This window comes from Streptomyces sp. CC0208, from assembly GCF_003443735.1.
Lineage (GTDB): Bacteria > Actinomycetota > Actinomycetes > Streptomycetales > Streptomycetaceae > Streptomyces > Streptomyces sviceus.
Genome location: NZ_CP031969.1, coordinates 5,153,936 through 5,170,762, shown reverse-complemented (window position 1 = coordinate 5,170,762; position 16,827 = coordinate 5,153,936). Strand labels below are relative to the sequence as shown.

Genomic DNA, 16,827 nt, shown 5'->3' with positions numbered 1-16,827 from the left:
GGACTATCCCTTCGAGGTGGTGTCCAGCAGCTCGACGTTGCCGTCGAACTGCCACAGCGGGTTGGGCGCGTCCCCGGTGGAGGTCCGCACCAGGAAGTAGCCGTTCACTTCCTTCGGTCCGTCGCCGTCGGCGACGAACCGCCCGTCCGATCCGACGTCCAGCTGATAGACAGCCGTCCCCGCCACCGGTACGCCGGGCAGGTGCCAGGTCACGACACACCGCCAGTCATTGCCCGCCCCCTGTTGAGCGGCCTGGCCGTCGCTCTTGGTGCACGCCGCCGAAGTCCTGAGCTGTGCCTCGGTGACGGCGGGGCGGTGGAGTTGTTCGGTCTGCAAGCGGTAGAGATGGGCGAAGGCCGTGGCGAGGGAGCGCTGGACCTTGGCCTGGGTGATGCCCGTCGAGTCGGTCGCGACGGCGATCCCCGCGACGGTGAGAACGGTCAGCGCGGCCAAGGGCAGCACGCCCACCGTGAAGGCGCGGCGCCCGGCACCGTCGTAGGCGAGGTTGGTGAAGTCCCGCCGGAGGAACAGCAGATGGGCCAGTACGGTCGCGAGCACGGCCCACGCCAGGCTGACGGCGACGCCGATCAGGAGCGGGGCGAGCTGGACCGGGGTGGTGAACAGGCCGTTCCAGGAGATGAAGGCGTAGCCGGGCAGGGCGAGGCGTACGGCGACGGGCAGCGGCAGCATCTGGGCGACCTGCATGCCGAGCGCGACGAGCGGCGGGAGCAGCAGCCCCGTCGGGGACCGTCCGAGGGCGACCGACCCGAGCAGGCCGATCGCGGCGAGGGCCAGGGTCGGGGCGAGGGCGGCGACCCAGGCGAGCAGGACCTTCCCCGCGGCATCGGAGGGGGTCAACAGATGGCCGTCGAGGCCGACGAGCGGCTGGTTTCCGACGGAGGCGAGTCCGCCCACGGTGCTGGAGCAGGCCAGCCCGGCCACGAGCAGCAGGATGACTGTGAGGCCGGCCAGCGCCTTCGCCGCGAAGATCCGCCGCGGTGAGCGGACCGCGACCAGCAGGTGCCGCCAGGTGCCGAGCCGGTCCTCGGCGGCGAACATGTCACCGGCGACCACCGAGGTCAGCAGGGGTAGGGCCCAGGTGCCCGCGAAACCGAGCATCACCAGCGGTCCGGCCCACCCGGTGGCGTGCATCCAGCGGCCGAAGAGGGTGTCGGAGGGCAGCGTGCTCTGCCCGCTCACCCCGGCGACGAAGAGTCCCGGCGCGATCCAGCAGGCGAGGACGAGGAGGCGGATGCGCCACTGGGAGACCAGCTTGACCAGCTCGAAGCGGTAGCTGCGGGACACCGGGGCAGGCCCGGAGTGGACAGGGGTGACGGCCGCGGCGACGGTGGTGGTCATCGGCGTTCCTCCCGGTCCTCGGTCAGGGCCAGGAACGCGGCCTCCAAGGGCGGGACCACGGGCGCCAGTTCACGCACCGCGACGCCCGACGTCACGAGCCGCGCCACCAGGTCGTCGAGGGCGGGGACCAGCGCGCGGACGACGAGCGGTCCGGTGTCCTGCCGGGTGCCGGCGTCGTCGACGATCCGGATCCCGTCCATGCCCTCGGCCAGCCGCCGCGCGGCCCGCGGGTCGGACGTCCGTACCCGGTAGTCGAGTTCACGGCTCTCGGCGGCCAGTTTCCCGAGCGGGCCCGAGAACACGACCCGTCCCGTGGCCAGGATGGTGACCTCGGAACACAGCGCCTCCAGGTCGTCCATACGGTGACTGGAGACCACGACACTCGTGCCGTCCGCGGCGAGCCGGTTCAGGACACCGTGCACCTGCCGTTTGCCCGCGGGGTCGAGCCCGTTGGACGGTTCGTCGAGCACGAGCAGCCGCGGGCGGGTCAGCAGGGCGGCGGCGAGGCCGAGCCGCTGGCGCATGCCGAGGGAGAAGCCGCGGGCCTTGTCGTCGGCCACGTCGGTGAGCCCGACCTGGTCGAGCACGTCGTCGATGCCGGCCGTACGCGCGTCGCGGCCGCGGAGTTCGGCCAGCGCGGCGAGGTTCTGCCGGGCGGTGAGCGAAGGGTAGAGACCGGGCCCGTCCACGAACCCGGCGACCCCGTCGGGAGCGGCGAACGCCCGCCCGACCTGCGTCCCCAGGATCTCCAGGCGGCCGGCGTCGGCGACGGCGAGTCCCAGCAGCAGCCCCAGCAGGGTCGTCTTTCCGGCACCGTTCGGCCCGGCCAGGCCGTGGATCTGCCCCCGCGTCACATCGAGGTCGACGCCGTCGAGCGCCACGACGTCACCGAAGCACTTGGTGATCCCGCGGGCCCGGACTGCGTGGAGTGTGTCCATGGTCCCCTTCTTCCGAAGTACGCAGGGACCCTAGGGACGGCACACACCCCCGCCACGGACGGCGGGCTGAACGCTCATGGAACGGACCGTCAAAACATGGGCAAGTAGGCAAACAAAGTGCCGACGTTGAGCCGCAATTGGGCAGCGCCTGGGACAAACCCCCCGGGCCGGACGGCTAACCGGCGTGCAGCATCAGCCCGATACCCACCACGAGCAGCCCGGCCGCCGCGATCCTCGGCGCGCCGAACCGCTCCTTGAAGAACACGGCGCCGATGGCCGCGCCCACGATGATCGAGGACTCGCGCAGGGCCGCGACCGGAGCGAGCTCCGCCCTGGTCTGGGCCCACAGGACGAGCCCGTACGCGGCCACGGAGAGGGCGGCGCCGAGGAGACCGACCCGGGCGAACGGCCGCAGGACGGCGACGAACCGGCCACGCCACCGGTGGAGCGCGTACGCCGGGACCACGATGCCCTGCACCGCCATCAGCCAGGCGATGTACCCGAGCGAGGAGCCGGAGGCGCGCACGCCGAGCCCGTCGACGACGGTGTAGGCGGCGATGGTCAGCCCGGTCGCCAACGCGGCGCCGATCGCCCGCCAGTCGGGCCGACGGCCGCGCAGCCCCCACAGGGCGACACCGGCGAGTCCCGCGCAGGACAGGGCGATTCCGGCGGCGGCCCACCCGTCCGGCACCTCGTGCGCGAACAGGGCCGCCAGCACGGTCACGACCAGGGGCGCGGTGCCGCGCGCGATCGGATAGGCCTGCCCGAAGTCCCCGAGCCGGAAGGACTTCATCAGCAGCGCGTAGTACGCGATGTGGATGCAGGCCGAGCCGAGCAGATACGGCCACGCCTCCGCCGCCGGCACCGCGGTGAACGAGGTCATCGCCAGCCCGATGAGCATCCCCCCGCCCGAGATCAGCGTGAACCCGACCAGCTTGTCGGTGATCTGGTGCGCGATGGCGTTCCAGCTGGCGTGCGTGACGGCGGCGAGCAGCACGGCGGCCGTGACGAGAGGCGTCACGGGGTGCGCTCGCGGACGTCCACGACAGTGGCACCGGCGTGGGCCACCAGGTCCTCGGGCGCGATGGGGAACACGGCGTGCGGATTGCCGGCGGCGGCCCAGACGAGGTCATGGCCGAGCAGCGACCGATCGGCCAGCACCCGGGTCGTCGTACGGTGCCCGAAGGGCGGCACGCCCCCGATGGCGTACCCGGTCGTCTCCCGTACGACATCGGCCTTGGCCCGGGTGACCTTGTCGGCGCCGAGCTCCCGCCGGACGAGTTCGAGGTCGACGCGGGAGGCACCGTCCATGAGCACCAGCACCGGAACCCCGTCCGCGGCGAAGATCAGCGACTTGCAGATCTGGCTCAGCTCGCACCCGACGGCCGCGGCGGCCTCTTCGGCGGTACGGGTGGCGTCGGGGAAGCGGCGGACCCGCGCGGTGAGTTCATCGAGCCCGAGCGCGCGCAGGGCCTCGGCGAAACGGGGGTGGGCGGCCTCGGAGCCGTCGGCGTCGGTGGTCGTCATGCAGGGCACGCTAGCGGTGGGTGTACGGGGCACGCGACCGGGTTGGCCGTGTTTCAGGGGATCCCGGGGCCCCCGCCCCTCCCGTCGTGCAGGATGCTGCGATGACCCCACCACCCACCCCGTCTCCCGCCGTACGCCCTTATCGCCCCGACGACCGCGAGGCCGTCGAGGACATCTGTGTCCGCACCGCCCACGCGGGCCGGGACAGCCGGCCGCACTACCAGGACCCCGGTGTCTTCCCGGCGGCCTTCGCGGCGCCGTACGTGCACCTCGAACCGGAGCTGGCCTTCGTGCTGGACGACGGGGCGGGGCAGGCCGTGGGGTACGTCCTGGGCACCGCCGACACGCCCCGGTTCGTGGCGGACTACCGCGCGAAGTGGCTGCCCCTGGTGGCCGGCCGCTACCCGGAGCCCCGCCACCCGCCGCGCAGCCCCGACGAGGAGATCGTGGCGTTGCTGCACCGCCCGGAGCGGATGCTCGTGCCCGAAGTCGCCGCCTACCCGGCCCACTTGCACATCGACCTGCTCCCCGACTGGCAGGGGCGCGGGTACGGGCGGGCGCTCATGGAGACCTTCCTGCGCGCGCTGCACGAGCGGGGCGTGGCCGCCGTGCACCTGTCCATGGTGAGCGCCAACACGCCCGCCCGCGCCTTCTACGACCGTCTCGGCTTCCACGAGATCGCCGTACCGCATCCCGGGCCGGTCACCTATCTGGGCCGGTCCACGGCAGAAGAAGGCCGGTGAGGGCATTCCCCTCACCGGCCTGTTCCTCTCACACGGGGTGCGTCAGACGCGTACCAGCTCCCGGTCCTCGTCCGGATCCGTGTCCTTCTCGGCCTGGGTGCGCAGTCCCTCGCCCTCGACGTCGACGTTGGGCAGCGCGCGGTCCAGCCACTTCGGCAGCCACCAGGCGCGGCGGCCGAGGAGGGCGAGGACCGCCGGGACGATCGCCATGCGGACGACGAACGCGTCGAAGAAGACGGCGACCGCGAGGCCGAAGCCGATCATCTTGATCATCGACTCACCGGAGCTGATGAACCCTCCGAAGACGGCCATCATGATGACCGCGGCGGCGACCACGACCCGGGCGCTGTGCTTGAACCCGGTGACTATGGCCTGGCTCGGGGACTCGCCGTGGACGTACGCCTCGCGCATCCGGGTCACGAGGAACACCTCGTAGTCCATCGCGAGGCCGAAGACCACGCCGACCATGAAGATCGGCATCATCGACATGATCGGGCCGGTCTCCTCGACACCGAGCAGCCCGCCGAGCCAGCCCCACTGGAAGACCGCGACCACGGCACCGAGCGCGGCGAGCACCGACAGCAGGAAGCCGAGGGCCGCCTTCAGCGGGACGAGGATCGAACGGAAGACCACGATCAGGAGCAGGAAGGCCAGGCCCACGACCAGGGCCAGGTACGGGATGAGCGCGTCGCTCAGCTTCTGCGAGAAGTCGATGTTCAGGGCGGTGGTGCCGGTGACCAGGACGTCCGCGTCCGCCTTGGACGCGACGTCGTCCCGGATGGCGTGCACCAGGTCCTCGGTCTGCGTCGAGGACGGCTTGGAGCCGGGGACGACCGTGATGGTCGCGGTGTCGCCGGCCTTGTTGAAGGTCGCCGGGGTGACCGTGACGACGTCCTTGAGGCCCTTGATCCCGTCGCTCACCGTGGCGGCCGCGGCCTTCGGGTCGTCGCTGTCCTTGGCGTCGACCACGATCATCAGGGGTCCGTTGAAGCCGGGTCCGAAGCCCTCTGAGAGGAGGTCGTAGGCGCGGCGCTGGGTCGTGGACGTCGGCTGCGAACCGTCGTCGGGCAGGCCCAGCTCCAGCTGGCTGACCGGGAGCGCGACGGCGCCGAGGCCGAGCACGCCGAGCAGCAGCACGGCGGCCGGGCGACGGATGACGAAGCTCGCCCAGCGGGTTCCCAGGTTGGGCTTCGCCGGCTTCACCGACTCCACCGGCTTCACTGAACCGGCGGCCTTCCCCGAACCGGCGGCCTTCCCGGCCGGCTTCCTGCCCTTCTCGCCCGCCGGGCGCACCTTCCGGCCCGCGTATCCGAGCAGCGCCGGGATCATGGTGAGCGCGATGAGGACGGCGATCACGACCGTGCCCGCCGCGGCGAGGCCCATCTTGGTCAGCATCGGCACGTTGACGACCGAGAGACCGGCCAGTGCGATCACGACGGTCAGGCCCGCGAAGACGACCGCGGAACCGGCGGTGCCGGTGGCCCGGCCCACCGCCTCCTCGCGGTCGCGGCCCTCGGCCAGTTCGGCGCGGTAGCGGGAGACGATGAACAGCGCGTAGTCGATGCCGACCGCGAGGCCGATCATCGCCGCGAGCGTGGACGTGGTGTCACCGAGGTCGAGCGCCTTGGCGAGGACGGTGATGGTGGAGACGCCGATCCCGACACCGATGATCGCGGTCAGCAGCGGCAGCCCGGCCGCGATCATCGAACCCAGGGTGATGACCAGGACGACCGCGGCGATGGCGAGACCGACGGCCTCGCCGGCTCCCCCGGCGTCGGGGTTGGCCTGGAGCGCGTCGCCTCCGACGTCGACGGTCAGGCCGGCGGCCCGGGCGCCGTCACCGGCGGTTTCCAGGGCGTCCCTGGTCGCGTCCTTGAGGCCGACGGCGGGGGCGTCGTACTTCACCGAGAGGTAGGCGACCGTGCCGTCCTTGCTCACCGCGTGGGTCGTGAACGGGTCGGTGACGGAGACGACCTCGGAGCCGTCGCTCAGCTCCTTGACGGTCTTCGCGACGATCGCCTTGTTGGCGGCGTCCGTCATCTTCTCGCCACCGGGCGCCTTGAAGACCATGCGCCCGGTCGCGCCGTCGGCGCTGGCCCCGGGGAAGCGCTGTTCCAGCAGGTCGAAGGCTTTCTGCGCCTCCGTGCCCGGAATGGAGAAGGAGGTCGATCCGGCGGCGGGCGCGTTGACCGCGCCGACGCCCGCGAGCGTCAGCAGGGCCACCCACATGAGGGCGACGAAGTGCCGTCGCCGGTAGGCGAGCCGGCCGAGTCGGTAGAGGAAAGTGGCCACGAAGGCGTGCTCCCGGTCAGGTCGTGGTTCTTCAGGGCAGGGGTGATCAGCCCGACGACGTGAGCGGTTACGTCAGGTGGAGGGCTTGCTGGGGAGGGCTTGCTGGGGAGGGTCAGGCGGTGGGAACGCCGAGTGCGGGGAGGACCACGGCGTCGATGTACGAAAGGAGGAACGCCTGGGTCGGCGGCAGCTCGTCGATCATCGTGCGGGCTGCGAACCCGCCGATCATCATGTGGATCATGAAATCGATCGCCGGGTTGTCCTCGCGGACCTCGCCCCGGTCGATCGCCCGCTGCACCAGGCGGCGGAACTCCGCCGTCTCCGGCTCGATGAGATGTTCCCGGAACGCCTTCAGCAGGTCCGGGTTGCCGTGGATGGCCATGGCCAGACCTCGCATGAGCGCGGAGTTCTGCTCCATCGTGCAGTCGTCCGAGCGCATGGTGAGTGCGTGCAGGTCACCCCGGAGCGACCCGGTGTCGATCTCGTCGAGACCCATACCGCCCGGCTTGGAGTGCCGCACCGCCCTCGCGACCAGCTCGGCCTTGCCGCCCCACTGGCGGTAGAGCGTGGCCTTGCTGGAACGGGTGCGCGCCGCGACGGCGTCCATGGTGACCGCGTCGTAGCCGACCTCCCTGAGCAGTTCGAGCACGGCCTCGTACAGCTCGGCCTCACGCTCGGGGGTGATGCGGCTGCGACGCGCGGTCGAGACCTCGGTCATGTCACTCACCCTTTCCGCTCCGGAACTTCGAACGACACCGTTTCGTACGACACGAATGTAGCGCATTCTTCAGCGAAACGAAACGGTTTCGTTCGTGTCGTGGGTCACCGCAGGCCCGTCACAGGTCACCGTCGGTCGATTTTTCACAAGTTGCTCCGGTCCATCCCCCGGAAAAGCATGGGGAGGTGAGCTATCTGCGCCTTCCGCATCTGAGCGGCGACCTGTTGTGCTTCGTCGCCGAGGACGACCTCTGGCTGGCCACTCTCGACGGCCCCGGCCGCGCCTGGCGCCTGACCGTCGACCGCACCAAGGTCGGTCACCCGCGCTTCTCGCCCGACGGCCGCCACATCGCGTACACGAGCTGGCGCACTCTCGTGCCCGAGATCCACCTGGCCGACGTGGACGGCGGGCCGGGCCGCCGGCTCACCTACTGGGGCTCCGCGGACACCCAGGTCTGCGGCTGGTCCGCCCAGGGCACCATCCTCGCCGTCGCCTCCCACGGCGAGCCCTTCTCGTACTTCACCTGGGCCTACAAAGTGCCCACCGACGGCTCCCCCGGCCGCAAGCTCCCCTGGGGCCCGGTCTCCGACATCCAGGTCGCCGACCGCAAGACCCTCCTGCTGACCGGCACCCCACCGCACGAACCGGCCGCCTGGAAGCGCTACCGGGGCGGCGCGACGGGCCGCCTGTGGCTGCACGGCGAGCGGTTGCTGGAAGGCCTCGGCGGCCACCTCCACTCCCCCATGTTCGTCGGCGACCGCATCGCCTTCCTCTCCGACCACGAAGGCGTCGGCAACCTCTACTCCTGCGCCCAGGACGGCTCCGACCTGCGCCGCCACACCGACCACGACGCCTTCTACGCCCGGCACGCCTCCAGCGACGGCACCCGGGTGGTGTACCAGTGCGGGGGCGACCTGTGGATCGTCGACGACCTCTCGGCCGAGGCCCGCAAGCTCGACGTACGGCTGAGTGGGCCGCGCGCGGGACGCCGTCCGTACCAGGTGCCCGCCGCCCAGCACGTGGACGGCATCTCCGTCGACGAGACGGGCCGCGCGAGCGCCGTCGTCGTCCGCGGCAGCCTGTACTGGCTGACCCACCGGGACGGCCCCGCGCGCACGATCACGGACACCCCGGGGGTACGGGTCCGGCTCCCGGAGATGCTCGGTTCCGTCGGCCAGGTCGCGTATGTGACGGACGCGGAGGGCGAGGACGCGGTCGAGATCGCGTACCTGCCACGGGCGACCGGTGACCGCGCGCCACGACGGCTGGCCTCGGGCGAGCTGGGCCGGGTCCTGGAGCTGGTCTCCGACCCGAGGGGCGAACGCCTGGCCATCGCCTCGCACGACGGACGCCTGCTGCTCCTGGACGCGACGGAGGACTCCGATGAGGAAGTCACCGAGCTGATCCGCTCCGTCAACGGCCCCGTCCGGGACCTCGCCTTCTCCCCGGACGGCACCTGGCTGACGTGGTCGCACCCCGGCATCGGCCGCTCCCTGCGCCAGATCAAGATGGCCCGCATCAAGGATCGTCTGATCGTGGACGTGACGAACGGCCGCTTCGAGGACGAGAACCCGGTCTTCACGCGGGACGGCCGCTACCTGGCCTTCCTCTCCTGGCGGGGCTTCGACCCGGTGTACGACGTCCACACCGGCGACCTGTCGTTCCCGCTCGGCTGCCGGCCCTACCTGGTCCCCCTGTCCTCGGCGACCCCCTCCCCCTTCGCCCTGAACCCGGAGGGCCGCCCGGCCGCCGGAGGGCTGGACCCGGTCGAGGACGAGAGCGGCGACGGCGGGGCCGTGACGGTCGAACTCGAAGGGCTGGAGAGCCGGGTGACCCCGTTCCCGGTCCCGGCCTCCAAGTACTCGGCGCTGCACCCGGTCTCGGGCGGCGGCCTGGTCTGGCTGCGCTGGCCGATCTCGGGCGCCCTCGGCGAGACCTTCGTCAACCCGGACGACACCTCCGAGCGCCCCACCCTCGAACACTTCGCCATCGGCAAGGCGAAGAAGACCGAACTCGTCGAGCACCTCGACTGGTTCGCGGTCAGCGGCGACGGCTCCCGGCTGGTCCTCGTGGACGAGGGCGACCTGCGCGCCACCCCCGCCACCGAGTCCGGCGACAGCGACTCGACCGTCTGGATCGACCTGCGCCGCATCCTCCACGAGGTCGACCCGGCCGCCGAGTGGCGCCAGGCCTACGAGGAGGCGGGCCGGCTGATCCGGGCGTACTTCTGGGAGCCGGGGATGTGCGGCATCGACTGGGACGCGGTCCTCGACCAGTACCGCCCGCTGCTCGAACGGGTCGCCTCCCCCGACGAGTTCGCCGACCTCCTGCGCGAGGTCCTCGGCGAACTGGGCACCTCCCACGCCTACGTCACCGCCGCCCGCCGCAACGAGGGACCCCCGCACTACCAGCGCCGCCAGGGCCTGCTGGGCGCCAACTTCGTCCTCAGGGAAGGCGGTTGGACCGTCCGGCGCATCCTCCCCGGCGACTCCTCGGACTCCAAGGCCCGCTCCCCGCTGGCCGGCACCGGCATCCGCGAGGGCGCCGTCCTCACCCACGTGGACGGCCGCCCGGTCGACGAGCTCGCGGGCCCCTCCCCCCTGCTCGCGGCGGCGGGCGGTACGACCGTGGAGCTGACCTTCACCCCGGCCGAGGGCGAGGGCCGCTCCCGCCGGGTGGCGGTGGTCCCGCTTCTCGACGAGCGACCGCTCCGCTACCAGGACTGGGTGGCCAAACGCCGGGCCGTGGTAAGGGAGTTGAGCGGTGGCCGCTGCGGCTATCTGCACATCCCCGACATGGGCGGCTCGGGCTGGGCCCAGTTCAACCGTGACCTGCGCATGGAGGTCTCCCGCCCCGCGCTCATCGTGGACGTACGCGGCAACGCGGGCGGCCACATCAGCGAGCTGGTCGTGGAGAAACTCACCCGCACGATCCTCGGCTGGGACCTGACGAGAAACGCCCAGCCGGTGTCGTACGCCTCGAACGCCCCGCGCGGGCCGGTGGTGGCCCTGGCCGACGAGGCGACCTCCTCCGACGGCGACATGATCACGGCGGCCTTCAAACTCCTCGGGCTCGGCCCGGTGGTGGGCCAGCGCACCTGGGGCGGAGTGGTCGGCATGACCGGCCGCCACCAGCTCGGGGACGGCACGGTGATCACGGTTCCCATGAACGCGGCCTGGTTCGACGCGTACGGCTGGTCGATCGAGAACCAGGGCGTCACCCCGGACCTGGAGATCCTGCGCACCCCCCTGGACTGGGCGGAGGGCCGGCACGCCCAACTCGACGACGCGGTCACGCTGGCGCTGGACCTCCTGGAAACCAACCCCCCTGCAACACCGCCGGACTACCGGGACGTACCGGACAGGTCGAGGCCGAAGTTGCCGCCGAGGTCTTGAGAGGGCCGCGGGGGTTTTGCTTTTCAGGGGCGCGGGGAACTGCGCGAGAACCCCCACCGGCCGGCAGCCGAACAACGACAAGTGTGGGGCGCCCTCCAACCAACAGAGGACACCCCACACTTCAAGCAGTGACTACATGTCGTAGTCGGGGTCCAGCCGCTCCTGCTCCTCGCGCTGGAGCCGCTCGGCCTCCTCGTCACGCATGCGCTCACTGTCCTGCTCGCCGCGGCGACCCCGCTCCCGGCCCTCCTGGGCCTTCTGCTTGGCCTGCTGCTGCCACTGCTCGGACTTGTCCTGGAACTGGTCCTTCATACCCATGTGGGTTCACTCCCGTGGGGGTGAGGGGAAGAGCCCCTGGCCGGGGCCTCGACCAGATTCACACGCCCGGACAAAGAACGCATTTCGATCAGTTACGGTGCGTAGCGCGAGCCTCCTCGTCCGCCGCCCCACCTGCGCCGACGAGTCCGATCCGCAGTCCCTCCAACCGCTGTCCGAACCGCCGCATCTCCCGCTGTCCGACGGTCCCGATGAGCCCCGGCAGGTACCCGCGCATCCCCTGCATCCCGCGCAGCCATCCCTGCCCGTACACATGGCTCGACCGCCGCTCGATCCCGGCCACGATCCGCTCGACGGCCGGCCCCAGCGGATACGTCTTGTTCGCCGGCCACGGCAGCCGCTGCCTGAGCTCGCGCATGACCGCGTCCTGGTCGGCGCCCCGCACCATGTCGGTGTCGGTCCACGACAGATACCCGACCCCGACCCGCACGCCCCGGTGGCCGACCTCGGCCCGCAGACTGTGCGCGAACGCCTCCACACCGGACTTGGAGGCGCAGTACGCCGTCATCATCGGCGCCGGGGTGATCGCGGCGAGGGAGGCGATCTGCAGCAGATACCCGCGGCTCTCCATCAGTACCGGCAGGAACGCCCGCGCGGTGACGGCCGATCCGATGAGATTGACCTCGATCACCCGCCGCCACGCCTCCGGATCGGAGTCCACGAAGGGGCCGCCGGTCGCGACCCCGGCGTTGGCGACCACGATGTCGACCTTCCCGAACCGCGCCTTGACCTCCTGCGCGACCCGGGCCATCGCCGCATGGTCGGTGACGTCGGCGTACCAGTGGTCGCTGTCGCCGTGCAGCCGCCCGGAGAGCTGCTTGAGCGCGTCCGGCTCCAGGCCGACCAGCGCGACCTTCGCCCCGCGCGCGGACAGCTTGCGGGCGAGCAACTCCCCGACGCCCCGCGCGGCTCCGGTGACGACAGCGACCTGTCCTTCGAGTCCGACCCTGCTCATGCGCCCTCCTTGACCTGGACGTACGTGCTGACGAGTTCCCGGATCCGCGCGCTGACCAGCTCGGGCGCCTCGACCGGTGTCATATGGCCGAGGCCGGGAAGTTCGGTCACCCCGAGGCAGTTCGGCAGCGCGGCGGCCAACTGGTGTGCGTGCACGGGCGGGGTGAGCCGGTCGGCCGTACCGACGACGACGGCCGTCGGCACGGTGAGCTGCCGTACCCCGTGATCCAGATCGAGCAGATCGAGGACCTGCGACCAGGCGTAGCGCACCTTGCGCGGACAGGCGTGCACGATCCGCGCGCACGCCTCCACCATGTGCGGGGCCGAACCGGGGCCCATCGTCCCGTACTTGAGGATCCGCAGGGCCAGCGGCGTGACCGGCCCGAGCGGTGCCCGCGCCCCGAGGACGCGCCGGGTCAGCCAGGTGCGCAGCCGTCCGGCCCGGATCGGTACCAGGGTCGACTCGGCCACCAGCCGCGACGAACCGGTGCTGCACAGCAGGACGGCCGCCGCGTGCTCCCGGAACCCCGGGCGCTCCGCCGCCGCCATCACCGTCATCCCGCCCATGGAGTGACCGGCGATCACCGCCTTCTCGCCCGGCCCGAGGGTCGCCTCCAGCACGGCTTCGAGGTCGTCGGCGAGCCCGTCCGCACTGCACGCCGGACTCGCCGGACTGCGTCCGTGACCGCGCTGGTCGTACGCGACGACCCGGTGGTCCACGGCGAGTTCACGGATCTGGGCGGCCCAGAACGCGGTGGAACAGGTCCAGCCGTGGGCGAGCACGACAGGGGGCGCGCCCTCGGGGCCGTGCACCTCCACGTGCAGGCGGGCGCCGTCGGCGCAGAGAACGGTCAGTTCACGCACCGGGGCGGGCGGGGCGTACGGACCGGAGAGGACATGCGTCAGGCGGCTCATACGGCGCTCACCTCCGCGTGCGCCGGCACCCGCAGCACCTCGTACTCGGCGAGGTCCACCCGCCGGGTCGCCCGCCGGAACTCGGTCGTCGTACCGGGCCAGATCGTGCTGTTGCGGCCGTTCGCGTCCAGGTACCAGCTGGTGCAGCCGCCGGTGTTCCACACCGTGCGCTTCATGCGCTCCTGCACCCGGTGGTTCCAGGCCGCCACGGCGGCGGGACGCGCGTCGAGGGCCGCACGCCCCCCGAGGACGTCGAGCTGCCGTACGAAGTCGGCCAGGTAGTTCAGCTGGGACTCGATCATGAGGATCATCGAGGAGTTCCCGAGGCCGGTGTTGGGCCCGATGACGGACATCCAGTTGGGGAAACCGGCCGCGGAGGCACCCCGCAGCGCCTCCATCCCGCCCTTCCACGCCTCGGCGAGCGTCCGCCCGTCCGCGCCGACGACCCGGTCGGCGATCGGCATGTCGGTGACATGGAAGCCCGTACCGAAGACGATCGCGTCAACCTGCGCCTTGGTGCCGTCGGCGGCGACGAGGGTCGACCCCTCGACACGGCTGAGCCCGCTCGCGACCACGTCGACGTTGGGCTGGGCGAGCGCCGGGTAGTACGTGCTGCTCAGCAGGATCCGCTTGCAGCCGATGCGGTAGTCGGGGGTGAGCTTGGCGCGCAGTGCCGGGTCCTTGATGGCGCGGGCCATGTTCCGCTTGGCCAACTGCTCCACGGCGCCCAGCTCGTTGGGACGCTTGGCGAACGCCTGGACCTGCAACTCCCTGATCCCCCACAGCAGTCCGCGCCTCACCTGGGCGGTGAAGGGCAGCTGGCGGTGCAGCCAGCGCTCGGCGCCGCTGATCGCCCGGTCCATGCGGGGCATCACCCAGGGCGGAGTGCGCTGGAACAGGGTGACGTTGCGGGCGAGGGGCTGGACGGCCGGCACGATCTGGATGGCCGAGGCGCCCGTGCCCACCATGGCGACCCGCTTGCCGCGCAGGTCGTAGTCGTGGTCCCAGCGGGCGGAGTGGAAGACCTTGCCGGGGAAGGAGTCCAGCCCCGGGATGTCGGGGATCTTCGGATCGGACAGCGGCCCGGTGGCGGAGACGACGAGGTCGGCCGAGAGCGAGCCGCTCGCGGTCTCGATGTCCCACCGCAGCTTCTCGCTGTCCCAGGTCATCCGCCGCACCTCGGAGTTGAGGCGGATGTGCGGGCGCAGCCGGAAGACGTCCGTCACATGCTCCAGGTAGGCGCGGATGTGCTCCTGCCCGGAGAAGGTGCGCGGCCAGTCGGGATGGGGAGCGAAGGAGAACGAATACAAATGGGACGGCACATCGCACGCGCACCCCGGATAGCTGTTGTCCCGCCAGGTACCGCCCACACTGTCGGCCCGCTCCAGCACGACGAAGTCGGTGACGCCCTCCCGCCGCAGCCGTACGGCGGCGCCCAGCCCCCCGAACCCGGACCCGACCACCGCCACCCGCACATGCTCGTGTTCGGCCATGCCGATGCCTTCCCTGCCCGACTCTGCCAGTGAACACTGGCGCAATGGGAGGGTAGAGCAGCTGCGTACCGATGGGTAGGGGGCGGGAGAGGGACGTTTACATCAGCGGCTGCCGCCGCGGGTACCGGCGGTACAACATAGGCTGCGGGCGTGACGGACAAGCGCGAATACCGCATGGAGGAACTGGCCCGCCTGGCCGGCATCACAGTGCGCACCCTGCGCTTCTACCGCGAACGCAAACTCATCCCGCCCCCGCGCCGCGAGGGCCGCATCGCCTGGTACGGCGACCACCACCTGGCCCGTCTGCGCACGATCGCGACACTCCTGGAGCGCGGCCACACCCTCACCGGCATCGCGGAACTGGCGGAAGCCCTCGACCACGGCCGCGACGTCGCCGACGTCCTCGGCGTGACACCTCCCACGGAGGAGGAACCGGTCCGCCTCACCCCCGAGGAACTCGCCGCCCGCTTCGAGGGCGAGGTCACCCCCGAGAACCTCGCCGCCGCGCTGGACCTCGGCTACCTCGGCACCGACGGCGACGAGATCGTCCACATCAGCCGCCGCCTCCTGGACGTCTCCTCCACCCTGGTCCGCGAGGGCATCCCCCTCGCCGAGGTCCTCACCGCCGGCAAACAGGTCCGCGAACACGTCGACGCCCTGGCCGAGATGTTCGCCGAACTGGTCCTGCGCCACGCGAGCGAGGACGACCTCCACCGCCTGCGCCCGCTGGCGCGGAGCGTGGTGGAGGCGGAACTGTCGCTGGCGCTGGACCGGCGGTTGCGGAAACCGCAGGTCTAGAGGTCGTAGACCACGGTCACCGGCGCGTGGTCCGACCAGCGCTCGGCGTGCGTCGCGGCGCGCTCCACGAACCCCTTCACCGCCTTGCTGGCGAGCCCCGGCGTGGAGACGTGGTAGTCGATGCGCCAACCGCTGTCATTGTCGAAAGCCCGCCCCCGGTACGACCACCACGAGTACGGCCCCTCCACGTCCGGGTGCAGCGACCGTACGACGTCGACGTACCCGCCGTCGGTGGGCTCCAGCACGCGGCTCAGCCACGCCCGCTCCTCCGGCAGGAAGCCGGAGCTCTTCTGGTTGGCGCGCCAGTTCTTGAGGTCGGCCTGCTGGTGGGCGATGTTCCAGTCGCCGCAGACGACGACTTCGCGGCCGTCGGCGGCGGCGCGGGTCCGCAGGTCCTTGAGGTGGACGAGGAACTCGTCCATGAAGCGGACCTTCTCGTCCTGCCGCTCGGTGCCGACCTCACCGGAGGGCAGGTAGAGGGAGGCGACGGTGACACCGGGCAGGTCGGCCTCGACGTAGCGCCCGCTGGTGTCGAACTCGGCCGAGCCGAAGCCGATCCGCACCCGGTCGGGCTCGCGGCGGGTGTAGAGGGAGACGCCGGCGCGGCCCTTGGCGGCGGCGGGCGCGTGCACCACGTGCCAGCCCTCGGGAGCCCTGACGCTCTCGGGCAGCTGCTGCGGCTCGGCGCGCACCTCCTGGAGGCAGAGCACGTCGGCGGAGGTCTCCGCGAGCCACTCCACGAAGCCCTTCTTCGCGGCGGCGCGCAGTCCGTTCACATTGGCGGAGGTCACAGTGAGCACCCCGGCACGATACCGGCACACTGGAGGGCATGATGATCCGCCGTGTCCCCTTCGACCACCCCGACGCCGTGAAGCTGAACGACCAGGTCCAGGCCGAGTATCAGGTCCGCTACGGCGACGGCGGCGACGCCACCGAGCTGGCCCCCGCGGACTTCGAGCACCCGAACGGCGTGTATCTGATCGCGTACGACGAAAGGGACAGCCCCGTCGCGACGGGCGGCTGGCGCGCCCAGAACGCCAACGGCGAGGGCAACCTGGACGGCGACGCCGAGCTCAAGCGCATGTACGTGATCGAGCAGATGCGCGGCCGGGGTCTCGCCCGCCGCATCCTCACCGCCCTGGAGGACCACGCCCGCGCGGCCGGCCGCAGCCGCATGGTCCTGGAGACCGGCATCAAGCAGCCGGAGGCCATCGCCCTGTACACGTCCAGCGGCTACGAGCCCTGCGTGAAGTTCGGCTACTACCGCTTCCACGAGGACAGCCGCTGCTTCGCGAAGGCGCTGTGAGAGGGCAGTACACATGACAGAAGACCCGCTCCTGAATCAGGAGCGGGTCTTCA

15 protein-coding genes are annotated in these 16,827 nt (G+C 71.4%); 4 read left to right on the top strand and 11 right to left on the bottom strand.

Translation table 11 applies throughout. The features are described 5' to 3' along the window. Positions 1-3 precede the first annotated feature (3 nt). From D1369_RS23815 to D1369_RS23800, 4 genes are all read right to left on the bottom strand, one after another. Positions 4-1,359 (bottom strand): ABC transporter permease, encoded by a 1,356-nt coding sequence (locus tag D1369_RS23815; protein ID WP_007382644.1) that lies wholly within the window; start codon positions 1,357-1,359, stop codon positions 4-6. Next, positions 1,356-2,297, bottom strand: a complete 942-nt coding sequence (locus D1369_RS23810; protein ID WP_007382645.1) for an ABC transporter ATP-binding protein — start codon at positions 2,295-2,297, stop codon at positions 1,356-1,358. Before D1369_RS23810 ends, D1369_RS23815 begins: the two co-directional genes overlap by 4 nt. A 175-nt stretch (positions 2,298-2,472) precedes the next feature. Further along, entirely contained in the window at positions 2,473-3,318 is an 846-nt protein-coding gene (locus D1369_RS23805) for a DMT family transporter (RefSeq protein ID WP_007382646.1), read from the bottom strand. After that, positions 3,315-3,824, bottom strand: a complete 510-nt coding sequence (locus D1369_RS23800) for a YbaK/EbsC family protein (protein ID WP_037900421.1) — start codon at positions 3,822-3,824, stop codon at positions 3,315-3,317. Before D1369_RS23800 ends, D1369_RS23805 begins: the two co-directional genes overlap by 4 nt. 101 nt (positions 3,825-3,925) lie before the next feature. Here D1369_RS23800 and D1369_RS23795 point away from each other — a divergent pair, with 101 nt between their 5' ends. After that, positions 3,926-4,567, top strand: coding sequence for a GNAT family N-acetyltransferase (locus D1369_RS23795; RefSeq protein ID WP_037900423.1), 642 nt, complete (start codon positions 3,926-3,928; stop codon positions 4,565-4,567). Positions 4,568-4,609: 42 nt separating this feature from the next. Here D1369_RS23795 and D1369_RS23790 read toward each other — a convergent pair whose 3' ends face one another. Both D1369_RS23790 and D1369_RS23785 read right to left on the bottom strand, forming a co-directional pair. Next, positions 4,610-6,859, bottom strand: coding sequence for an MMPL family transporter (locus D1369_RS23790; protein WP_007382649.1), 2,250 nt, complete (start codon positions 6,857-6,859; stop codon positions 4,610-4,612). Between the two features lie 112 nt (positions 6,860-6,971). After that, on the bottom strand, positions 6,972-7,577 hold the full coding sequence (locus D1369_RS23785; RefSeq protein ID WP_007382650.1) for a TetR/AcrR family transcriptional regulator: 606 nt from the start codon (positions 7,575-7,577) through the stop codon (positions 6,972-6,974). Positions 7,578-7,762: 185 nt separating this feature from the next. On the opposite strand from D1369_RS23785, the gene D1369_RS23780 reads away from it, so the two are divergent. Continuing rightward, positions 7,763-10,972 carry a S41 family peptidase gene (locus tag D1369_RS23780; protein ID WP_007382651.1) on the top strand — a complete coding sequence of 1,070 codons (3,210 nt, stop codon included), beginning with the start codon at positions 7,763-7,765 and terminating at the stop codon, positions 10,970-10,972. Between the two features lie 132 nt (positions 10,973-11,104). Here D1369_RS23780 and D1369_RS23775 read toward each other — a convergent pair whose 3' ends face one another. The 4 genes from D1369_RS23775 to D1369_RS23760 form a co-directional block, all read right to left on the bottom strand. Next, entirely contained in the window at positions 11,105-11,290 is a 186-nt protein-coding gene (locus D1369_RS23775; RefSeq protein ID WP_007382652.1) for a hypothetical protein, read from the bottom strand. A gap of 88 nt (positions 11,291-11,378) precedes the next feature. Then, entirely contained in the window at positions 11,379-12,263 is an 885-nt protein-coding gene (locus D1369_RS23770) for an SDR family oxidoreductase (protein ID WP_007382653.1), read from the bottom strand. Next, complete coding sequence (locus D1369_RS23765) at positions 12,260-13,177, bottom strand: alpha/beta hydrolase (RefSeq protein ID WP_007382654.1); 918 nt, start codon at positions 13,175-13,177, stop codon at positions 12,260-12,262. The genes D1369_RS23770 and D1369_RS23765 overlap by 4 nt, the downstream gene beginning before the upstream one ends. After that, a complete protein-coding gene (locus D1369_RS23760; RefSeq protein WP_037900426.1) occupies positions 13,174-14,670 on the bottom strand; it encodes an NAD(P)/FAD-dependent oxidoreductase in 1,497 nt (498 codons plus the stop codon). Before D1369_RS23760 ends, D1369_RS23765 begins: the two co-directional genes overlap by 4 nt. A 150-nt stretch (positions 14,671-14,820) precedes the next feature. Between D1369_RS23760 and D1369_RS23755 the strand changes: the two genes are divergently transcribed. Beyond that, entirely contained in the window at positions 14,821-15,468 is a 648-nt protein-coding gene (locus tag D1369_RS23755; RefSeq protein WP_007382656.1) for a MerR family transcriptional regulator, read from the top strand. Here D1369_RS23755 and D1369_RS23750 read toward each other — a convergent pair. Continuing rightward, on the bottom strand, positions 15,465-16,268 hold the full coding sequence (locus D1369_RS23750; protein ID WP_037900428.1) for an exodeoxyribonuclease III: 804 nt from the start codon (positions 16,266-16,268) through the stop codon (positions 15,465-15,467). The genes D1369_RS23755 and D1369_RS23750 overlap by 4 nt on opposite strands. A 29-nt stretch (positions 16,269-16,297) precedes the next feature. Here D1369_RS23750 and D1369_RS23745 point away from each other — a divergent pair, with 29 nt between their 5' ends. Continuing rightward, a complete protein-coding gene (locus tag D1369_RS23745; RefSeq protein ID WP_037900431.1) occupies positions 16,298-16,774 on the top strand; it encodes a GNAT family N-acetyltransferase in 477 nt (158 codons plus the stop codon). Positions 16,775-16,827 lie beyond the last annotated feature (53 nt).

Bases quoted from the DNA above. Each gene is read 5' to 3' on its own strand.
- D1369_RS23795 (WP_037900423.1), top strand. From the start codon at position 3,926: ATGACCCCACCACCCACCCCGTCTCCCGCCGTACGCCCTTATCGCCCC.
- D1369_RS23745 (WP_037900431.1), top strand. From the start codon at position 16,298: ATGATGATCCGCCGTGTCCCCTTCGACCACCCCGACGCCGTGAAGCTG.
- D1369_RS23785 (WP_007382650.1), bottom strand. From the start codon at position 7,577: ATGACCGAGGTCTCGACCGCGCGTCGCAGCCGCATCACCCCCGAGCGT.
- D1369_RS23800 (WP_037900421.1), bottom strand. From the start codon at position 3,824: ATGACGACCACCGACGCCGACGGCTCCGAGGCCGCCCACCCCCGTTTC.
- D1369_RS23815 (WP_007382644.1), bottom strand. From the start codon at position 1,359: ATGACCACCACCGTCGCCGCGGCCGTCACCCCTGTCCACTCCGGGCCT.
- D1369_RS23810 (WP_007382645.1), bottom strand. From the start codon at position 2,297: ATGGACACACTCCACGCAGTCCGGGCCCGCGGGATCACCAAGTGCTTC.
- D1369_RS23760 (WP_037900426.1), bottom strand. From the start codon at position 14,670: ATGGCCGAACACGAGCATGTGCGGGTGGCGGTGGTCGGGTCCGGGTTC.
- D1369_RS23770 (WP_007382653.1), bottom strand. From the start codon at position 12,263: ATGAGCAGGGTCGGACTCGAAGGACAGGTCGCTGTCGTCACCGGAGCC.
- D1369_RS23775 (WP_007382652.1), bottom strand. From the start codon at position 11,290: ATGGGTATGAAGGACCAGTTCCAGGACAAGTCCGAGCAGTGGCAGCAG.
- D1369_RS23765 (WP_007382654.1), bottom strand. From the start codon at position 13,177: ATGAGCCGCCTGACGCATGTCCTCTCCGGTCCGTACGCCCCGCCCGCC.